The 15,831-nt window shown below is 49.0% G+C and carries 11 protein-coding genes and 1 CRISPR repeat array; of the genes, 3 read left to right on the forward strand and 8 right to left on the reverse strand.

Annotated elements, in window-relative coordinates; translation table 11 throughout:
• Nucleotides 1-4 precede the first annotated feature (4 nt).
• Together recU and DXH47_RS06350 are read left to right on the forward strand one after the other, a co-directional pair.
• The gene (gene recU, locus DXH47_RS06345; protein WP_129032522.1) at nt 5-610 is read left to right on the forward strand and encodes a Holliday junction resolvase RecU; all 606 of its coding nucleotides are present in this window, start codon (nt 5-7) and stop codon (nt 608-610) included.
• A gap of 45 nt (nt 611-655) precedes the next feature.
• Nucleotides 656-2,983: a transglycosylase domain-containing protein gene (locus DXH47_RS06350; RefSeq protein WP_129032523.1), complete on the forward strand. Its 2,328-nt coding sequence runs from the start codon at nt 656-658 to the stop codon at nt 2,981-2,983.
• An 88-nt stretch (nt 2,984-3,071) separates the two neighbouring features.
• On the opposite strand, the gene DXH47_RS06355 is transcribed toward DXH47_RS06350, so the two are convergent.
• The 4 genes from DXH47_RS06355 to DXH47_RS06370 all read right to left on the reverse strand — a co-directional run bounded on the left by DXH47_RS06355 (nt 3,072) and on the right by DXH47_RS06370 (nt 9,470).
• Nucleotides 3,072-5,048: an elongation factor G gene (locus tag DXH47_RS06355; RefSeq protein ID WP_129032524.1), complete on the reverse strand. Its 1,977-nt coding sequence runs from the start codon at nt 5,046-5,048 to the stop codon at nt 3,072-3,074.
• A 232-nt stretch (nt 5,049-5,280) separates the two neighbouring features.
• Nucleotides 5,281-6,123, reverse strand: coding sequence for a metallophosphoesterase family protein (locus tag DXH47_RS06360; protein WP_129032525.1), 843 nt, complete (start codon nt 6,121-6,123; stop codon nt 5,281-5,283).
• Nucleotides 6,124-6,126: 3 nt separating this feature from the next.
• Nucleotides 6,127-7,776: an amino acid ABC transporter ATP-binding/permease protein gene (locus tag DXH47_RS06365; RefSeq protein ID WP_129032526.1), complete on the reverse strand. Its 1,650-nt coding sequence runs from the start codon at nt 7,774-7,776 to the stop codon at nt 6,127-6,129.
• Nucleotides 7,773-9,470, reverse strand: a complete 1,698-nt coding sequence (locus DXH47_RS06370) for an ATP-binding cassette domain-containing protein (protein WP_129032527.1) — start codon at nt 9,468-9,470, stop codon at nt 7,773-7,775. Before DXH47_RS06370 ends, DXH47_RS06365 begins: the two co-directional genes overlap by 4 nt.
• A gap of 247 nt (nt 9,471-9,717) precedes the next feature.
• Here DXH47_RS06370 and DXH47_RS06375 point away from each other — a divergent pair, with 247 nt between their 5' ends.
• Nucleotides 9,718-10,050: a hypothetical protein gene (locus DXH47_RS06375; RefSeq protein WP_129032528.1), complete on the forward strand. Its 333-nt coding sequence runs from the start codon at nt 9,718-9,720 to the stop codon at nt 10,048-10,050.
• A 156-nt stretch (nt 10,051-10,206) separates the two neighbouring features.
• A CRISPR array of direct repeats spans nt 10,207-10,506; the repeat unit is 36 nt; unit sequence GGTTTTGACCTTATAGATTTACCATGCATCTGAAGC.
• A gap of 41 nt (nt 10,507-10,547) precedes the next feature.
• On the opposite strand, the gene csn2 is transcribed toward DXH47_RS06375, so the two are convergent.
• The 4 genes from csn2 to cas9 form a co-directional block, all read right to left on the reverse strand.
• On the reverse strand, nt 10,548-11,213 hold the full coding sequence (gene csn2, locus DXH47_RS06380; RefSeq protein ID WP_129032529.1) for a type II-A CRISPR-associated protein Csn2: 666 nt from the start codon (nt 11,211-11,213) through the stop codon (nt 10,548-10,550).
• Nucleotides 11,210-11,515: a CRISPR-associated endonuclease Cas2 gene (gene cas2, locus DXH47_RS06385; protein ID WP_129032530.1), complete on the reverse strand. Its 306-nt coding sequence runs from the start codon at nt 11,513-11,515 to the stop codon at nt 11,210-11,212. Before cas2 ends, csn2 begins: the two co-directional genes overlap by 4 nt.
• Entirely contained in the window at nt 11,493-12,398 is a 906-nt protein-coding gene (gene cas1, locus DXH47_RS06390; RefSeq protein WP_129032531.1) for a type II CRISPR-associated endonuclease Cas1, read from the reverse strand. The genes cas2 and cas1 overlap by 23 nt, the downstream gene beginning before the upstream one ends.
• 205 nt (nt 12,399-12,603) lie before the next feature.
• Nucleotides 12,604-15,717 carry a type II CRISPR RNA-guided endonuclease Cas9 gene (gene cas9 / locus DXH47_RS06395; protein ID WP_129032532.1) on the reverse strand — a complete coding sequence of 1,038 codons (3,114 nt, stop codon included), beginning with the start codon at nt 15,715-15,717 and terminating at the stop codon, nt 12,604-12,606.
• Nucleotides 15,718-15,831: the final 114 nt, after the last annotated feature.

The raw sequence follows: 15,831 nt of genomic DNA on the forward strand, positions 1-15,831 counted from the left end.
CATCATGACCATCCGGTATCCCAATGGGCATGCCTACCGAGCGCCAGCCACTAACCACCCGTCCCACTTTTCCGACCAGTATACCAACTACGGTAAACGGGGCATGTCGCTAGAAGAAGCGCTCAATGAAAGTAATGTTTATTACGAAACCCACGGCTTAGCGGTCGTTCATAAAAAACCGACGCCCATTCGGATTGTCAAGGTCGACTACCCGAAGCGCAGCGCCGCGGTGATTAAAGAGGCCTACTTTAGCACCGCGTCGACGACCGACTATAACGGGGTCTATCAGGGCCACTATTTGGACTTTGATGCCAAGGAAACGCGCAACAAGACGTCGTTTCCCCTCAAAAATTTTCATCAGCACCAGATCGACCACTTTCGCGCCTGTACCGCTCAGGGGGGCATCTGTTTCGCCATTATTAAATTCGTCGCCCACCAGGAGATCTACCTGTACCGGGCCGAAGACCTCTTCACCTTCTGGGATGATCAGGTCAAAGGTGGCCGAAAATCAATCCCTTACGCCGAGATTGCGGCGCACGGGATCTTGATTCCCCCCAAAATCCAGCCTTTAATTCCTTACCTAAAGGCTGTAGATCAACTCCTCGCCTAGACCCACGCGTCGAGTAGCTACGTTTAACTTACAAAGGAGATTACCATGTCTAGTCACAATGAACCGCGAGAAACCCGGATGAGCCGAAACGCTGACCGCAAACCGGGGCCCAAGAAGCCCCGTCATGGTTGGCGCACCTTTCGGCGGATCCTATTTGTTTTCGTTGCCATCATCGTTTTAGGGCTCCTCGCCGGGGCGGGCTTGTTCTTCTACTACGCCCAAAGTGCTCCCAAAATTTCGCAAAGTGCCCTGTCTAGTGACGCTTCGACTCGGATCTACGACGCTAATGGCAAGGTCATTTCCCGCCTCGGCGCGCAGAACCGAACCTACGTCAAGTCTAAGAACATTCCGAAGATGCTGGAAAAAGCCGTCGTTTCAACTGAAGATCGGCGTTTCTACAAGAACAACGGGATCGACCCCGTGCGTATCATCGGCGCCGCGTTTGCCAACGTTACCGGCTCTTCACTGGGGATGCAAGGTGGTAGTACCTTAACGCAACAACTGGTCAAGCTGTCCGTCTTCTCGACGGCGGCTTCCGACCGAACGCTGAAGCGCAAGGCCCAAGAAGCCTGGTTGGCCCTGAAGGTCGATCATAATTACTCCAAGCAACAGATTCTCGAGTACTATATCAACAAGGTCTACATGGGCAACGGCGTCTACGGCATGCAGACGGCCGCACAATACTACTACGGTAAGAAGCTGTCCAAGCTCAACTTGGCCCAAATGGCCCAATTAGCGGGGATGCCACAACGACCAAGCCTTTACGATCCGATCCATTATCCGAAGTACGCCAAACAACGGCGCGACTTGGTCTTAGAAGCCATGGCCAAAAACAAGGTCATCACTTCGGCTCAAGCTAAAGCCGCCGAGGCTACCAGTGTCAAGACTGGTGTGGTCAAGAATCACAATACGACCAGCGCCACGAGCGCCCACACGACCAAGGTCGTCGACGCCTACCTTAAACAGGTCTATCAAGAATTGAAGAATAAGGGTTATAACACCACGAACGGGGGCCTCAAGGTCTACACCAATCTCGATATGGGCGCCCAAAAGAAGTTGTATAACATCGTCAACACCGACAACTATGTCGACTTCCCGTCCAGCAAGTTCCAAGTTGGCTCTACCATCGTCAACCCGAACAACGGGAAGGTCGTTGCCATGATTGGGGGCCGCAAGACTGGGAATGTCAGCTTCGGGTTGAACCGGGCCGTGCAGACCGACCGTTCTAGTGCTTCAACGGCTAAACCACTGATGGACTATGGGCCAGCCATCGAGTATCTTTATTACCCAACTTACGAATCCGTGAAGGATACCGCCTTTACCTACCCCGGCACGACAAAGAAACTTTACGACTGGGATAAGGAGTATCAAGGGACCATCACTATGCGTAAGGCCCTCTATGAATCCCGGAACATTCCGGCGGTCCGGACCCTACAAAACGTTGGGATCAAGAAGGCCACGACTTTCTTAAAGGGTCTGGGGATGACCTTCGATAAGACCCTGACCCTGCAAAACGGGATCGGGTTGTACATCTCCTCCGAACAAGAAGCCGCCGCTTACGCCGCCTTCGCTAACGGCGGGACCTACTACAAGCCTTACCTGGTCTCCAAAGTCGTTACCCAAGACGGCAAATCCCATAAGTACTCGTCTAACGGCAACAAAGCCATGTCGAGTGCCACGGCCTTCATGTTGACCGACATGATGAAAGACGTCATCACCAACGAGAATGGCTCAGGGCGTTCCGCGGCCATCTCTGGTTTGTATCAGGCCGGGAAGACCGGGACGGACTCCTACCCGGACGACTACGCCGATAAAGTGCCGGATGGCGCGACCATGGATTCCTGGTTTACCGGGTACACCAAGAACTACGCCATCTCTGTCTGGACCGGATACGACAAACAGTTCCAGACCGGTCATTACGTCAGTGAAAGTCAAACTTCAATCGCCCAGAAGATCTACAAGTACGAGATGACCTACTTGGCCTCCAAGAGCACTAATTCCAATTGGACGGCGCCAAGCACCGTCACGGCGACCAAGAAGAATAATACGACGGAATACTACGTCACGGGTCACCCTGGCACGGTCTCCGACACCACGTCTGACACCACGTCAAGCAGTCAGTACGGCTCGACCAACACCAGCAGTTCGTCGGCTTACAGCAGTAACAGCCAAGTCACGACCAGCTCCAGTTCGACTGGAACTTCGACTACGGAATCCAGTTCTTCCAAAGAATCGTCGAGTACCGAACAACGCCCGTCCGGTGGTAGTGATGATGATGACGATACCAACAGTAGTAGCGCCACCACAACGTCCAGTAGCTCGTCGTCCGCAACGTCCACGACCACAACTAATAACGACGAGGCCGACGACTAGCATCGGCTAACTTAAAAGCATCCGGTTCACGTTTTCCCTGCTGGGGATAGTGAACCGGATGCTTTTTGTCGTGCGATTGTAATCTAAGTTAAGCCAACGCCGCAAGTTCTGCTGGCGTATAGGCGTACGGCACGTGCGCGGCGTCGGGAACCTGGTCCCATTTGACGGGGTACCCCGCTCCATGGGCGCAGAATACCGAATCCGGCGTGTTGGGCAGGTCGGCCACGGGGTCATAGGCCTGTTCGGTGATCACGTCGACGGCGTTGTGACACGGTCGGTAACCGTCAATCAAGCATTCTAGTTGGCCCTGCCCGTGGGTGTAGGCGCGTACTTCCTGGGAGTAGCCCTGTAGCTCACTCACTGGGGCCACACCAGTCAAGGTGACTAGGCCGGTCGCCGACGGGGTACTGTCCGGCGTTTCAAAGCTACCGTGTAACCGTTGGATATCGCTCATGGCCCGACCTAACTGATTCTGACCAACTTCTAAGCGGAACCGGTACCAGGGTTCGAGTAACTGGCAGTGCTGAGCGGTCTTAGCTATCATCAACCCCTGCCGGACTGCCCGCCAGGTAGCTTCACGGAAGTCGCCGCCGACCGAATGGACGATACTGGCTCGGCCGGTCACCAGAGTCAGTTTGACGTCGGTCAACGGGGCACCCACCAAAACACCCAGCTGGGTCTTAGCCTGGAGGTTAGTTAAAACTTGGTGCTGCCAATTTTTCCCTAGGACCTCCAGACTACAGTCGGCCGCAAACGACAGCCCGCTGCCTCGCGGCTGGGGCTGTATCAGCACGTGAACCTCGGCGTAGTGCCGAAGCGGTTCGAAATGCCCGACTCCTTCGACGGCCTGGGTGATGGTCTCGCGATAGAGGATACTACCGGCATCAAAGCCCACGGTCAAATGGAAGCGATCGACTAAAATCTGTTCGAGGATCTCCAGTTGGACATCCCCCATAATCTGGACCCGCAACTCTTGGAGTTGGCTAGACCAGGACACGTGTAACTGCGGGTCTTCGTCTTCCAGCTCACGCAGGGCGGTTAAACAAGCATGCAGGTCTTCAGCTTGTGGGTCTAACGTGTAGGTCAGTACCGGTTGCATCGCGGGTGTCGCCGCGTATGCCGCTTGACCTAAGCCCTGACCCGGAAAAGTTGCGACTAGTCCCGGAATCGCACAGACGTCACCAGCTTTAATCACCGGTTCCGCCGTGAACTTTTCGCCATTGTACACCCGCAGTTGGTTGGCCTTTTGTTCGCCGAGCACCAAGTCCTTGGGGCGTAACTCTCCGCCCGTGACCCGGACCCAGGTCAAGCGTTCGTGCTTGGCGGTGTGGGAAATCTTAAAGACCTGGGCCCCGAAGTCTTGCGGATAGGTCTGCGGCGTGGTCCAGTGAGCCAAACCAGCCAAAAAGGCGTCGACCCCAGCAACTTTTAAGGCCGATCCCACATAACATGGGAAGACCTTGCGTTCACGGATCATCTGTTGAACCGTGGTATCGGCCAACTTCCCGGTCTCGAGGTAAGCGGCTAACACGTCGTCATCTTGCATGGCCACGTCTTCTACGACCGCTGCGGGCAGTGTTGCCTCATCCCCGGTGGGGTTAAAGGCCAGGCATCCCGGCGAAAGTTCCGCTTGGAGCTGGTCGATGATTGGTTGAGCCGTGGTCCCGGCCACGTCCAATTTATTGATAAAAATAAAGGTCGGTACCTGATAGCGTTGTAGTAAGCGCCACAAGGTCCGCGTGTATCCCTGAATCCCGTCGGTGGCCGAAACCACCAAAATGGCATAATCCAGTACACTAAGGACTTGTTCGGTCTGGGCCGCAAAATCCACGTGTCCCGGAGTATCGAGCATCGTCAGATTGAGGTCATGATATTGCAAGCTGGCCTGGTGTGAAAAGATGGTAATCCCCCGCCGTTTTTCTAGGTCATCGGGGTCTAAAAACGCGTCCCCGTTATCGACACGGCCCAGTTGCGCGCGGGCCCCGGCCCGGTAGAGCAACGCCTCCGATAACGTGGTCTTCCCCGCATCGACGTGGGCCACAATACCCGTTACGATGTGTGTCATCATCTATTACTTCCTTATCGGTTAAATTTTAAATTCAGTAATGGACGCGGCCAAAATTTAACTCGGGCGCCCCGTTACGGTAAAGCTTTCGTTCCCATCTTAGCAGATACCCGCGGTAGCAACAATTTTATTTAGCAGAATCCCCTTCTCACGGGCACTCCGCTAAAAACCGAGCTCCAGAGCTTGGCCCAGAACTCGTCACCGTAAAATTTAATGCAGCTATCGATAACTTTTAAGGCGTCTTCGTCCGCCGCAAGATAGCGGCCAACCAGGGCGCGTAATGCAGACGTTCGGTCAACGCCGTCAAAGCCGCAGCGTCATGAGTGTTGACCATCCCGTGGCGTAATTGCTCAACGTACAACTCAAGGTACGGCCAGTGCCGCTGAGTTGCTAACGCCAGTTCCGCATCCACATCATAACTGACCCGGCGAAAATCGACGTCTGGTAGCGCCGGCCCGTGAGTGGTCACGATGGCGTATTGGGCCCGAAGATCCGCCGAAAAGCTGGGCCAATCGGGATAGGGCATCCCCACCGTGCCGGGGTTGATGACCAGCTGACCGGCCGAACTCCAGCGCAGTAATTGTTGGTGGGTGTGACCGTAGACCGCCACGTCTGCATCAGTACCCACCAATTGGTCGAAAGCGGTTTGTTCGCCCACCGGCCGCAACGTTTTACCATAGTTTTGGGTTGGCAGGTTATGGCTCAATTGAAATTGAAGTCCGTCGACTTGTCGCGTTTGAACCAGTGGCAAGTGATGAAGTCGCTTAATGTCAGCGGTTGTCAATTGGGCCCGCACGGCATCACCCAGAATCGCCAGGTAAATTTTGCGAGGTCGGTGAATCTGAATGGGGCCGTCGATGGCCTCAAGTAAGTTGTCTTCCCAGTTACCACGCACATACGCACTGAGAGGCAGACTGTCGAGCAATGCTAATAAGTCGTGGGCGCCCGGTCCCGGTAAGAACAAGTCGCCAATCAGCCAAAAGACCGTACAGCCGGCCTGTTTGGCATCGGCTACCACGGCCTTTAACGCCGTCACGTCGCCGTGGACGTCCGAAATCAACGCAATTTTAGTCATGCCCTACTTTCCCCCTTTTCCCTTCGTCTCAACCGGGTTACCCGCGTGCTGACGAGGGCGCAATTGACCGTGATTCAATTCTAGTACCCGGTCACACAGAGCCAGCGAACTTTCCCGGTGAGTCACCAGAATCACGGTGCCGGAATAGTGGTGCTGCACGGCGGTCAAAATCACGGCTTCGTTCACGACATCTAGGTTACTCGTGGGCTCGTCCAGAATCAAGAGCGAGCTGGGGTGTAATAAAGCCCGCGCCAACTCTAAGCGTTGAACCTCCCCGGCCGACAAAATGGGCCGATCACGTGAGACCTGGGTCGCTAATTGGTCGGGCAAGCGGCGAATCGCTGCCGTCAAATGGACCCAGTCGAGGACTTGCCACAGTTGCGCATCGGTGAAGGCGGTCACCCGTAAGGTCAGATTTTCCCGCAGGGTCCCGTCAAAGACTTGCGCCACCTGGGGGACGTCGTTGATCTGTTGACGGAGTTGGTCCAGCGAATAGGTCGTAATGGGACGATCATTGACCGCGATAGTCCCCTGGTCAGGTGTGTACCAGCGCATGATCAATTTAATGATGGTCGACTTCCCCGCCCCACTGGGGCCGACGATACCAACACGTTCTCCCGCCCGCAGGCGTAAGTCGGTATGCCTTAAAATCGGAGCCGTGGGCCGTTGCGGGTAGGCAAAAGCAACGTCAGTCAGCGCCACCGCTTGGATAGGCCCCAGTTTAGCCTGACCCGTTTCCACCACGCGTGGTGACTCATCCAAAAACGCGAAGACATGGCGGGCGGCCAACAAGCCGCCACTCAAAGTCCCTGGTAGGTTACCTAAATCAAGTAAGCGACTAAACGTCAAGGGAAAGATCACCGCAAGGATTAGTGGGAGTTGTTGTGTCACCACCACGGCGATGACGGCGGCTAAACTCACGATGACGACCAGTTGCATGCCGACCGCATTTTGCGTTTGTCGCAGGGATCGTTTACGGTTGACCCGCCAATAAGCCTGTGTGGTCTGATTGAGCGTTGCCGTTCGCGCGGAAATGGCGGCGTACTGTTGTAACGTTTGTCGTCCGGTGATGAGCGCGGTTAATTGCCGCTGCTCACTGGCATCGGCTTGGGCTTGTTGCTGGGCTAACGTCGCCAGGTGCCGGCGACTGGTCAGCGGAATGATGAGGCCAATCAGGGCGTAAGCCACTAAAGCAATGACCCCCAGAACTGGCGCGGCAAGCCAAAATCCTACCGTCAATCCGATTGCCAGCCCCACACCAATCAGGACCGGCGCTAAGGTGTGGGCGTAAAAGGTCTCAATCTGGGCGATGTCTTGGGCTAATAGTTTTAAAACGTCGCTTTGACGTTGGTCGTCTAGTTTGGCTGGTGCTAAGTACAGTAGTTTTTGATAGGTCAAATTTCGCAGGTAGTCCAAGATTTTAAACGCGGCTAAGTGCCCGAGATACTGTTCGCCAAACCGGCACAAGCCACCGGCTAAGGCCAGAATAATCAGCCAGAGCCACCAGTGTGCAACTGGTTGAAATAGAACCAGAAAGCCGCCCCATAGTAGGCCCAGTTGCAAGAGTGTGGCCGCGATTCCGGCGACAACACTGGCGCCTAGAATCCAGTTGAGGCGCCCCGCCGTTTGAAGTAGTCGTTTCAATAAGCTCATGCGCGCGTCACCTCCGCTAATAACCGTTGCTGCTCGGCCACTTGCTGGGCAAAGGCCGGGACCTGCGCTTGTAGGCTGGTGAACGTTCCACCAACCAGACGATGGTCGGCCACGACGTACAGTTGCGACAGGTCCTGCAAGTCAGCTAACCGGTGCGTAATCAACAAGACGATTTTAGTCCGGGCCAACCGGTGTAACGCCGCCATGATGTGGTTAGCATTGGTCGGGTCGATGTTTGAAGTAATCTCATCGAAGATATATACGTCCTGGTCCGCTAAGATGGCCCGGGCCACTGCGACCTGTTGGCGTTGACCTGGTGACAAACGGACTCCGTTCTTCCCGATTTGCGTGGCGTACCGGTCCGGTAACTGCCGGACGAATTGACACAACCCAAGGCGGTCGAGTCGGGCCGCCCAATCGCCTTGGGGCCGCCCTAACTGGAGGTTCTCCGCTAAGGTGCCGGCAAAAAGACTGGTCGTTGGCCCCAGATAATTGGCATGTTGTAACCAACTTTGAGCACTGATTGTAGCTAAATCGATGTGCCTATTTACGGTGATCTTACCATTGAGCAGGGCTAGCCGTTGCATCACGGTCGCCGCCAAGGTGCTTTTTCCACTACCACTGGGACCGGTAAGCCCCACTAAGGTCCCCGGCGTAAGCGTGACCTCACCAAACGTAAAGAGTTTTTGGTTGGGATACCCCACGGTGCCCGTGACTGTCAATTGGTTCACTAGCTTACTCAACGTGACCTGCCCCGTAGTTACAGTGGGAACTACCGGCGCATCGATCACTTGAAAGAGGTGTCGTAATTTCGGTAACGTCGCGATGAACACGTGGATAAAATACCCAAATTGGCGAAAATCGATCAACCAGACTGCCGTGAGCATCCCGATACCTAGTGCAGTACTGAGCGATAAACTTTGCGTTCGGACGGCGGTGACCTGCGCTAATAAGAAATACCCAATGGCCCCGTACAGACAGAAATCCATGATGGTCAGTGACTGGAGTTGGTACCGTAAAACGCCCATGGTTTTCTGACGAAAGTTTTCCGAATCGGCCGCAAAGTCTTGCGCGTAGCGGTGTTGGCGCTGGTACATGATCAGCATTCGCATTCCCAAGAAGTCATCTAAAAAGCGTTGCCCCATGTGATTAAAACTGGCGATGTAGGCTAAATTTTCTCGGTTGCCCAGGCTCTGTAAGGCCCCCATACTGGCCCCGAGTAATAGGATGCCACCCACGGGAATCAAAACGGTCCAGGCGTGGGCCCACAGCACGACGCCCAGTAAGACCAACCCCGTAAGACTCAGTTCTAAAATGGTGGGGATAATCGTGTCAAAGAAGATGGCGACCGCCCGTAACGTGCTTAAGTCCTGGTGGAGGCCTTGCATCACGTCATCGTGACTGCGAGCTGACTGGAGGTCGGCAGCTAAGAACTGTTTCTGCAGGTTCTGGCTGGCCGCGGCCGCCCAACCGTTACGGCTCAACCAGGGACTGACGACCAGATAGCTGAGGGTGATGAACAATTGGATGGCGATGAGGACAATTAAGCCTCCGTGAATGCGCCCCGTGACAGCCCATTGTGCGCCAGCCCAAACTAGCGTGACCACCAGTAAGCGCCCACCCCACTGACCGAGAAATTGTAAATACATTTTCCAGCGCTGTGCGGCGCCCAATTGCCATAACCGTTTGACCATCTGACTCCATTCCCTTCGTGTTACCGCTTTATTTAGTAAGATAATCCTATTTTGAACCTTTCTGTTAAAAGATTCAATTCGGGAAAATCTTTAGTTATCATACGATAATTGTGAAATAATTCACGGCATCACCTTATCGTTCACTGTGAGAAATGGTATACTAAAAGTAAGCAACCGGTAAGCTCCTAAACCGGGAAATTGTTGCTCGGCACTGAGCCTACTTGCCAATTCGAAAGGATGTCTGATCATGGTTCAAACTTTGACAACGACTGCTGTTTGGCTTAACTCTTCTTACGTGGAACATGCCACCGGGGAGACCGTTCACTTGGCCCCGCAATACTTAGAAGCGGCGCAATACCGTGCTTTGAAGCAACAATTGATGCAGCGGGGTTACACGTTGATTCCCCTACCCGGCGGCGGACTGCGGGCCCTGGCGCCAAAAAACGTCAGCCGTTCCGAAGTCACGACTTTGTTGACCCGGCCGGTGGATCCTAAGCAACCCTTCACCCCGGCACAACAATTCGCGTACGAACAGCATGACAACCTCGACGTGGCCAAATTGATTGGTACAGCGGATTGAGCTGGTCGGCAATCATTAGATTAACTGAAATAATATGGTCCTGATACTCTGGCGAATGCTGGGTATCAGGACCATATTTTATCGTATGAAATTTTTGAACAGATTAAATACCGGGATTAACAAAGACCCAATTTGTTAATCCCGGTATTAGTTATGATGATTGATTCTATAGATTTACCATGCATCTGAAGCTACACAATAGGTTCTCGGCACTATTTAAGCGGTTTTGACCTTATAGATTTACCATGCATCTGAAGCCATTGAGACTAACAAGATGGGGGCACGTAAGGTTTTGACCTTATAGATTTACCATGCATCTGAAGCAGTTGAATTGGTGGGAAAAATCGGCGTATGGGTTTTGACCTTATAGATTTACCATGCATCTGAAGCCTTTGCTGGGGCAAGATTTGCCGGAGTTCGGGTTTTGACCTTATAGATTTACCATGCATCTGAAGCTGAAGCCATCATATACTCATCAAAATATCATCTAAAGCAGACTACCAAAGGATAAAGTCGTGATCAATGAAGTGATAGCGGCATTCCTTAAAATAGTCTTTTTGTCGGTTTTCTGAGAATTCGATGTCAAGAACTGGCAAATATGTAGTTGCCACTACCTTCCGTAACATTTTTAGTCGCGGGACCTGTAGGTAATGGCTAATATTGGTCAAAACAACCATTTTCTGATCATTTAACTCCACAAGTGTCTTAATTAACGTTTCTAGTATACCATATGGTTCCCGATTCACGGACTCTTCTAGTTGCAGGCCACTTAACTTAACCAACTTTGCTAAAGCCGGCGTTTCCGGAACGTTTAACGGCACATCCAGTAAATAACTGTCACCCAAAATTTGGGTAATAATCCGTTGCCAATCGTCAGTTAACTGTACCACTTGTTTTTCCGATAAACTCTTCAAAAACAAATCTTGGAGTTTGCGCTGGAAAATTTTATTCAAATCAATTTCCAACACCGGATCACCATACCAATGGCTGGCCTGACTGTGCTTTAAGAGCTCAAAATCATCTGACGCCAGCCGAACTGTGTCCATATCATCCCGTAAGCCTATCACCAAATCATGATAAATTTTAGGCGCTGCGGTCGCTAACACGGTAATTTCTCCCGGTTGAACATCAAACGGCTGATACCCATAATAAGTCAATTTCATATAATCACCGTCCGGTCCGCTGAATTCAAGATATCTTCATTGGGTTTACCAGCCAAGAAGTGCATATCTTGATATTGTTTTTCCGTCATCATCAAAGTTTGCACCAAACCATCTGCGGGTACAATTCCTTTTAGGCGTTGCTCCACTGCTTCCGCTGCTTTTGAATTAGCACACACTCGAACATAGACTGAATACTGCATCATGAAGAAGCCTTCTTGAATTAACGTTTTCTGAAATTTACGATAGTTACGGCGATCTTGGCTGGTTTCTACTGGTAAATCAAACAGAACCATTAATCGCATGACTCGATACCTCACTTGGCAAATCCACCTCAATTCGAATTTTCTGACTAGTTTGGTCTAAATAATTAAGACATTGGTCAACATACTTAGGAATTGCATTTCGTAAAATCGTCTTTTGATCATTGAAAGTCAGTTCAACATCCAGCAACTCAACCAGTCCATACTTGATGTCCGGCGTGAAATCTCTCATTTTCTGTTGTGACACCCATTGGTCAATCACTGGTCGAAAGGGTTCCATTAAATCAGAGCCCAAATTATTAGCGTTATCCGTTCGCGAGTGATGAATCCCCCAACAGGTTAAGTATCCTCGAGTACTGATTGCCTGATCAATCGCCGCCAAAAGTAGCGCATATCCATAATTTAGTGCCGCGTTGATGGGATCCAAATCCGTTCGTGAAAAATCAGGACCAAAAACGAGAGGAAAATATTTTCTCGCAATAACTGCTTCACGGTTAGTGACATCATTCAATTCTAATTGTTTAAATTCTTGGTCTAGGTCCTTAGTATCCTGACCAATAAAACGAACAACTTGAATTTGATTTTGTATCTTACTGGCCACGATTCTGGTCCACAACTTCTGGATTCGCTGAGGATTCCAGGTCACTTGTTTTCCTACCGTTACCATCGATTGAGCCTTGGTGTAGTCACCGCTGGTCGTACAAATTGGCTGGCCATTCTGACCAGTAAAAATAATTTTAGCCTGTTTCTCGGCTAGCGCAATAATTGCTGGTGCTGTAATGACTGTCTGCAGAGTCTGAAACAATAGTACTCCCACGTCACGAACCGGTACATGTAAGCGGTCTGTGTCCGTTTGAATCACCAAGTTCCCAGTCATCAATGATACTTTTGCGTGTTGTGTCACCACAATCGTTCGCCACCCCATAATGATCACCCTTTCGACTTGCTGAAATATCCCAATCATGTTATATTGAAAGAGGTTAAATTGACCTATTTGACCTTATAGATTTACCATGCAGAGTTGAAGTCAAACAAGATGCTTTGGCATCAAGTTTTCTTTTTTGAGCTCGTTATCGAGCCATACATATTGAAACGGCTAGTCACGTTATAAAATGTGGCTAGCCGTTTTTTTACATATCATTTAAACGAACAAGTCGCCGAAATAATCCTGTTGGTGATTCATGAATAAGAATTGCTTGTTCTGTTAGCTTTAATCCTCCGGGAACCTGCAACTGACCAAAATACCTTGTGCAACCAATATTATTCAAATTAACGATAGTGGCATTGGCATGCAAACCTTGAAGAATTTGCATGAGTACCTCTCGTTTACCAAGAATCAAGTTCCCTTTTTCATCTTTTTTTGAATGCGTGGATAATTCTTTAAAGCTACCCTCAGCTGCTATCAATTGTTCTTTAAACTTGTTCATATCATATAGTGGGAAATATCGTTCGACTTGCTTACAAATTTCATAATAGGCTGCCATATAAGAACTATCTAAATCAGTATCCGTGGCTCCTTTATTTATCAAGTTTCGTTGCGTTTCTAGCGATAAAACTAATTGTTGCTGATTATGATAATAGGTGTCTGTTCCTAAGCCAAAACGATGGCGCTGGCCGTTAACCTGATCAATAATCGGTTGTTCCAAATACACATGTGGTGCCACAATTTCAAAAGTGCGTTGTTTACCTTTCTTGGTCGTAAACATTGGTGTAAACCATTGACGAAGTAGCGTTCTTTTCCCTAAATCGTCAAGTTTCTCTAGTTGGCCGCTTAAACGAGTAGGAACCCGCACAACTTGGTAGTAAGGGGCTTTTTTATCAAGTAGCCGTACAATAGCCAGATAGCTCGTTTTTTCTCCACTAAAACCACCATAAAGTTCTATCGGTTGATTCAATTTTCGGGGAATAAGCTTTTTATTCTTCGCTGTTTTAGCTGAATAAATTGTCTGATCAAACATTGCACCATGATTGTCATAAACTTCATGTGTCACCAATAGTCGTTTTAACCCCATAACCCACTCAACATACTCAATTTCATCTTGCTTGTTCCAAATTATCTGGTGCGTCTCTGGATTCTCTATTTCTCGATTTTTCTCAGAATCTCCACCAATAATCTGTTCAATAAAATTAAAATGACGTCGTAAATCGAATTTTGTTGTTTTATATTTTCCATAAACAAAGAAAGATTCCAATTTAGGATATCGTTGAAGAAGATAGGTTCCAATTCGGGCGGCTAAATAAGCATCGTGAGCATGATGATAATCGTTTAATTCCCTCAACTTCGGTAACTTCAACTTCTCCCGAAACTGATGGGACAATCCGGCTTTAATTGACACAAGTTTAGTGATTTCCGGATCATATTGTTGACTTAAAATGGCCGTAACCAGTTTGATGACTTGACGCGTTTCTACTAATTGACGGGCAACAAACCGTATTGCGTGACGGTCGATATCTTCAGGAGTTGTCAACAGATTTTCCAATTTACGTCGAGAAATTAACCCTACCTGGTGCAATCTACGCCAGAAGCCTTCCTGAGACTTTTTAAAGATAATCGGAACGTGAGGCCCTTTCTTTTCATTAACTGCATTTAAAGTTAAGACTCGATTATCAATCGAATCATCTTTGATTACATTTTGGGGAATAATATGATCAATGTGATAATTTGAAAAGATCTCGGAATCCGGATTCAATGCTTTGCCAGTGTAAATATCTCGTCCATTTTGTTGAAAATACAAGACCAATTTATCTGAAAAATGCTGAAGATTTTCATTCGCCGAAACTAATCGTTGACGAACTGCTTCGTCAACTAATTCATGAGCAGCACTAGTCCCATAAGCTTCTACTAATTGAGCTTGCCGTGAATTTGTCCGCTGTGGCCGCTGGTCAGCACCTCGTGCTGCTTCAATAAATAGCCAACTCGGTGCTACCCCATGCATGGCTTCTTGAATATCCGCCACAACCAATAGGACCTGTCGAATCGCCTTTTTATTTTGTGGTGAGGTATACAGCTCATTGATGTTTTGTTGCAAGTTTTGTTGATTTAAATCTTGCTGATTAATTGTTGCTATTGACCGCTGAAACTCTGGACGGCGAACAATCTGCATGAAATTATCAGTTGTCTGCCATAATAGGTCCATAATATTTCGCCCTTGCTTATCATGAATTCCTAATAAAAGCTTTTCTGAGAACTGTCCCCATTCACGATAGCGATGCTGATTCAATTGGCGAATCTGTGTAGGAGTTAGCCAAGTAACCTCTTGTAATTTCTCTTTAAAAATCTTGGCATCTTCAAATACAGTTGACCAATTGATTATTTTTTCAATATCTGCTTGTCGTTCTTGTTGTTCTAGCGCCTCTGGGATAATCTTTTGCAAATCATGGTACGTAGACAAGCGACTTAAAAACCGTTTTGGATCCGCCAAGCCCTTAATCTCTGGTTGCTTATCAACGTCCCCATTAGCTATCAAATTATTTTGCAGGTCTTTGATTGTAACGGTTGTTTTTTTAGCCGCTATGAAGAGCTGATGATAGATGCGTTGCTTCTTTTTCGGTGCTAGGAGTTCTCCGTTAACCCGAACATTATTCAGTTCATTAAGGACCTCATATCGTTGATATAAGAGACTATTCTTCGGAATGACGTCTTCGCCAATTAAATAAGTATCCGTTGTTTTCATACGCTGAATAAACGCATTAGCTGAAGCCTGCCGGTCGACTTGTTGATCAAAATTCCACGGCGTGATTGGCACGGTGGATTGAGGATTTTGCCGCGTCATCCAAGCAAATTTGGTTTCTTTCGTGGCATTCTTGGGGTCAGGTTGTACCAATGGACCAACGTAATAAGGCACACGAAAGCAAACTAACTCATCTAACTTATATGGTGCCATTTTCCGTCGTTTCGTTACCGGATTTGGTGTTTTTAGCCATGGGTAGTACCGGGATTGGTTTTCAATAATTTGATCTAGTTCTTGCTGTTGAACTTGATATGGAATTGCAATATTGGTCTTTGACCGCTGCTTTGGCAAAAATTCTTCTTGTTCAACAGCAATTTGAATTGATTGTCCTAATTTTGATAACGTTTCCTGCTTCTTCAAAACTGAACTAATCTTTTTGTAAAAATCCACCTGAGGCAATCCGTTGTCAATGTAATCATCATAAGCTTTTTTTAATGTCATTCGTTGACCATAATCTGTTAACTCAGCAATATACGTCTTATAATCTTTTAACTGTCTTTTATGGATTGGCAAATTCTATAATTAATCCGAACAGAAATTAAAAAGCCCCAAGCAATCACTTACAATGGTAGTAGCTAATTCCAACCAATATAGGGAGTGATTACTTTGGGTACATCTACTTTATCA

The sequence above is a fragment of the Levilactobacillus suantsaii genome (assembly GCF_004115745.1).
In the GTDB taxonomy this organism is placed as follows: Bacteria; Bacillota; Bacilli; order Lactobacillales; family Lactobacillaceae; genus Levilactobacillus; species Levilactobacillus suantsaii.

What these genes read in the sequence shown, in the direction of transcription:
- recU (WP_129032522.1), top strand. Translation starts at nt 5, where the DNA reads ATGACCATCCGGTATCCCAATGGGCATGCCTACCGAGCGCCAGCCACT.
- DXH47_RS06350 (WP_129032523.1), top strand. Translation starts at nt 656, where the DNA reads ATGTCTAGTCACAATGAACCGCGAGAAACCCGGATGAGCCGAAACGCT.
- DXH47_RS06355 (WP_129032524.1), bottom strand. Translation starts at nt 5,048, where the DNA reads ATGACACACATCGTAACGGGTATTGTGGCCCACGTCGATGCGGGGAAG.
- DXH47_RS06360 (WP_129032525.1), bottom strand. Translation starts at nt 6,123, where the DNA reads ATGACTAAAATTGCGTTGATTTCGGACGTCCACGGCGACGTGACGGCG.
- DXH47_RS06365 (WP_129032526.1), bottom strand. Translation starts at nt 7,776, where the DNA reads ATGAGCTTATTGAAACGACTACTTCAAACGGCGGGGCGCCTCAACTGG.
- DXH47_RS06370 (WP_129032527.1), bottom strand. Translation starts at nt 9,470, where the DNA reads ATGGTCAAACGGTTATGGCAATTGGGCGCCGCACAGCGCTGGAAAATG.
- DXH47_RS06375 (WP_129032528.1), top strand. Translation starts at nt 9,718, where the DNA reads ATGGTTCAAACTTTGACAACGACTGCTGTTTGGCTTAACTCTTCTTAC.
- csn2 (WP_129032529.1), bottom strand. Translation starts at nt 11,213, where the DNA reads ATGAAATTGACTTATTATGGGTATCAGCCGTTTGATGTTCAACCGGGA.
- cas2 (WP_129032530.1), bottom strand. Translation starts at nt 11,515, where the DNA reads ATGCGATTAATGGTTCTGTTTGATTTACCAGTAGAAACCAGCCAAGAT.
- cas1 (WP_129032531.1), bottom strand. Translation starts at nt 12,398, where the DNA reads ATGGGGTGGCGAACGATTGTGGTGACACAACACGCAAAAGTATCATTG.